Annotated in this window: 5 protein-coding genes and 1 pseudogene; 4 read left to right on the top strand and 2 right to left on the bottom strand. The window is 31.7% G+C overall.

Annotated features, from left to right (window positions below; genetic code table 11):
- The first annotated feature begins 37 nt into the window (after positions 1-37).
- Both K737_RS11320 and K737_RS11640 read left to right on the top strand, forming a co-directional pair.
- The gene (locus K737_RS11320; protein ID WP_268743834.1) at positions 38-166 is read left to right on the top strand and encodes a hypothetical protein; all 129 of its coding nucleotides are present in this window, start codon (positions 38-40) and stop codon (positions 164-166) included.
- A gap of 59 nt (positions 167-225) precedes the next feature.
- Positions 226-351 (top strand): annotated as a pseudogene (locus K737_RS11640) (IS5/IS1182 family transposase); the annotation flags it as partial.
- 240 nt (positions 352-591) lie between these two features.
- Here the strand turns inward: K737_RS11640 and K737_RS11645 are convergent.
- Positions 592-651 carry a hypothetical protein gene (locus K737_RS11645; protein WP_152531003.1) on the bottom strand — a complete coding sequence of 20 codons (60 nt, stop codon included), beginning with the start codon at positions 649-651 and terminating at the stop codon, positions 592-594.
- Here K737_RS11645 and K737_RS10805 point away from each other — a divergent pair.
- Together K737_RS10805 and K737_RS00500 are read left to right on the top strand one after the other, a co-directional pair.
- Entirely contained in the window at positions 634-783 is a 150-nt protein-coding gene (locus K737_RS10805) for a hypothetical protein (protein ID WP_235075637.1), read from the top strand. The genes K737_RS11645 and K737_RS10805 overlap by 18 nt on opposite strands.
- A 120-nt stretch (positions 784-903) precedes the next feature.
- Complete coding sequence (locus K737_RS00500; protein ID WP_006295649.1) at positions 904-1,737, top strand: hypothetical protein; 834 nt, start codon at positions 904-906, stop codon at positions 1,735-1,737.
- 445 nt (positions 1,738-2,182) lie between these two features.
- Here K737_RS00500 and K737_RS11650 read toward each other — a convergent pair whose 3' ends face one another.
- Complete coding sequence (locus K737_RS11650; protein ID WP_407636430.1) at positions 2,183-2,314, bottom strand: transposase; 132 nt, start codon at positions 2,312-2,314, stop codon at positions 2,183-2,185.
- Positions 2,315-2,462: the final 148 nt, after the last annotated feature.

The following is a 2,462-nucleotide window of genomic DNA, read 5'->3' on the forward strand; positions in this document are numbered from 1 at the left end:
CAAGGCAATCTGCTCCATATCACGGTTCATAAGGCCAATGACACAGGTGCTGGGTGCAGAGTTTTTAAGGAAGCGGTGCAAAAATTATCCTACATTAAAGGAAGTGTGTGTAGATGCTGGATATAGAAAACCCCTGGAGGAATTTGTAAGAAACAGTATTGAATAAAACTATAGCAACCTCAGAGCGCATATCTCAAGGATGGGCCATACTTGCCAAAGCGTTGAATTGTCGAAAGAACATTTGCATGGCTAAATCATTTGCGAAGGGTATCTAAAGATTATGAAATTGCCACAGCGACTGCTGAAAACATGAGTATGATAGCCCATTCCATGATCCTATTAAGAAAGATAGCTAAATCATGCATACAGGTTGTCAATTTCAACGCTCTATTCGACGCTATTTCGTGGTTCTTTAAAATATCTAATTCTACCTAAATTAATATATTCGCTGTATAAAATTTTATTTTCATTGACATTCAGGTATTTTGCTGACTCAGTAGGAATATAGCTAAATCAGTATAAAGATTGCGAAAAATGGAATTGAAATAAGAGATCAATTGAACAGGTTAATGTTCTTCTTACATGTTTGGCTTAGGGCCATTTTTTCTCAATAGGATTAAGATCAGGGGAATAATGAGGCAAATAAATCAAACTGTGGCACCTTCTAGCATGTTTTGCATAGCTTTTCTTTTATGGAAAGTGGTATTATCCATAACGCTACTGCTTTCTTTTGGAAGGTTTGGTAGCACCCAAGCTGTAACCCCCTTTGCAAGCCAGATATAAACCCAATTACAATTATAGCTTTGCCAATTCAAGCTGTTTTAGCTATAATAAAAATTATCTTGTTTTTTTTAAAAAACAATTTATACTTTAATAGTAGAAACTAACGTTTTATTTTTTTTTATGAAATTTTTATTATTATTAACTTGTTTCATCTGTTTCCAAGCTTTTTCTAATAAAGAAAAAAGTAAAGAGTATTTAGAAAATATTGTTAGTAAAGAAAAGAAATTTATAAACTATAAAAAATTTTTTTTATGCTTAAGTGATTTACGTAAAAACGAAGAAGGTAGAATTGTTTCTATTTCATCGCTCAAAAATAACGAAATAGAGCTAATTAAAGGCGTTCTAGAAAGAATTCGTTTGGATGATGAGGTAAAAGAGACGCTCAATTTTTTAGATACTGATTCAAACTCTTTAAAAAAGAGAGATCCAGAAATGTTAAAAATTTTCTTTGAAACGTTTGATCTTTTAGATAAAAATTCAAAAGAACACTGGGTGTATAAGCTCAGTGAAAGAGGATCTTTGTTTTTTCAATATTTAAAATTTAAGGGGAAGTTAGAAGAAATAGAAAGTAGCTCAAACCTTATCTGGAGTGCGCTTCATGATGTATCATTAGGAAACATACGCATTCTAGATGTTTTTGATGGGATTGAAAAAGAAGAATTAAGTTCTATAATGAAGATAATCAAAGATAGAGACAATGGAGGAAAAGAGTGGTATTTTCATTTTTCTTCTGAAAATGTAAAAGACAATTTGCTTTCATTGATGTTTACTGAGGCGCCTGAAATGTTTTTGTTTTATTTAAAATCCACAGATTCAAAATTTGAGGATTTTTCTGAAGGGTTTAACAAGGCGCTAAAAGAAAGGCTGAAATTTCATTTTCACTTTTTAAAAGATCTTCCCGAGGAATTGAAAGAATTTCATCAAAAAATTGTTGGTCCGTTACAAATGGATTAAAGAGACTGATTGCTGTTAAGCTTCCTAATTTTGTACGCACTTGGGCTTGAGGTGTTTTTTCAAGGAAAGTTAAAATTAGAAAAATAAGTAAAAATTTAGCTGATTATCTTAATAATTTTTTTTATTTTTTAATTTTTTGTTAAGTGTTTTCCAAGTATTAAAGTTCGCTCTCAATTAAGTTGATTTTTTCTGTTTTTCTTTTTTGAGAGTGCGTCGTTTAATGATCAGTAGTATAAAGGATCTTTTTCTTCAAAACCAATGGGATGCAACCAAAGATAATTTCCTGTTTGTGGAGGATGTTTTGCATCATTATCGCAAAGGTATTCTGTGGAGGGATTTAGCAGACCTCTTGCATAACTATCATCATATAGTAGTTTAGGTTGATATGTTAAAAAACCACGAAACAGCGTCGAATAGAGCATTCAATCCCCCTTTTCATATTAGCCTAGAATTTCTCTATTGGATTCAAATCAGGAGAGTAAGGAGGTAGAAAGATTATACTGCATTTTACAGATTCTTTACAGATTCTATTACATTCTCTACTTTTTTTGAATTTATGAAAAGAGGCATTATTCATTAACACCTTGACCGTGCTTTAGTTTCTTGATCAGAAATTTTTCTACCCCAGTTTGGAATCATAATATCTCGCAAAATCTAAAACCTGTTGGTGCTATCGGCGTGTTATTAACCAAACCGGCAATACTATTTGTTCTTTGATACTATTT

This window comes from Holospora undulata HU1 (assembly GCF_000388175.3).
Lineage (GTDB): Bacteria > Pseudomonadota > Alphaproteobacteria > Holosporales > Holosporaceae > Holospora > Holospora undulata_A.

Bases quoted from the DNA above. Each gene is read 5' to 3' on its own strand.
- K737_RS00500 (WP_006295649.1), top strand. From the start codon at position 904: ATGAAATTTTTATTATTATTAACTTGTTTCATCTGTTTCCAAGCTTTT.
- K737_RS11650 (WP_407636430.1), bottom strand. From the start codon at position 2,314: ATGAATAATGCCTCTTTTCATAAATTCAAAAAAAGTAGAGAATGTAAT.
- K737_RS10805 (WP_235075637.1), top strand. From the start codon at position 634: ATGAGGCAAATAAATCAAACTGTGGCACCTTCTAGCATGTTTTGCATA.
- K737_RS11320 (WP_268743834.1), top strand. From the start codon at position 38: ATGACACAGGTGCTGGGTGCAGAGTTTTTAAGGAAGCGGTGCAAAAAT.